Raw genomic sequence first — 523 nt, 5'->3', positions numbered from 1 at the left:
TCGTTCGGCAGGAACTGGCGGATCTGGTCCGGCACGGCCTTCATGTAGTCCGTGACTGCCACGATCGGGCCGGTGGCGCCGGCGAGCTGCTGCGTCACGAACGGGACGCGGGCGGGCTGGCCGGGGTTAAGGAAGGCGTCTTCCTCGGCGGCCATGGCGTCGCGGCGCAGTTCGGTCCAGGAGGTCACGGACCAGACATCGGCTGAGACGCCCCAGTCCTCGGCGAGGACCCGCTGGGCTTCGAGGGCCCAGGGAACAGACACACCCGAGGCCAGGATCTGCGTGCGCGGGCCGTCAATCTTGGCCGGCGCCAGCAGATAGATGCCCTTGACGATGCCCTCGACATCGAGTTCCGCCGGTGCCGGCGGCTGTAGGATCGGCTCGTTGTAGACCGTGAGGTAGTACATCACGTTCCGCGACGGGTCGTTGTCGGCCGGGCCGGGACCGTACATCCGGTTGAGACCGTCGCGCATGATGACGCCGATCTCGTAGCCGTATGCCGGGTCGTAGGTGATGACGGCAG

General features: G+C 67.5%; 1 protein-coding gene. It reads right to left on the bottom strand.

From position 1 onward, the window contains the following. Nucleotides 1-523, bottom strand: a 523-nt coding sequence (locus AC1DKQ_RS22470; protein ID WP_476920289.1) for a transketolase-like TK C-terminal-containing protein, incomplete at both ends; no start/stop codon positions are given.

The sequence above is a fragment of the Arthrobacter sp. 05L421 genome (assembly GCF_056397785.1).
Note: the sequence above shows the minus strand (reverse complement) of the source record. Positions and strands in the feature narration are given on the sequence as shown.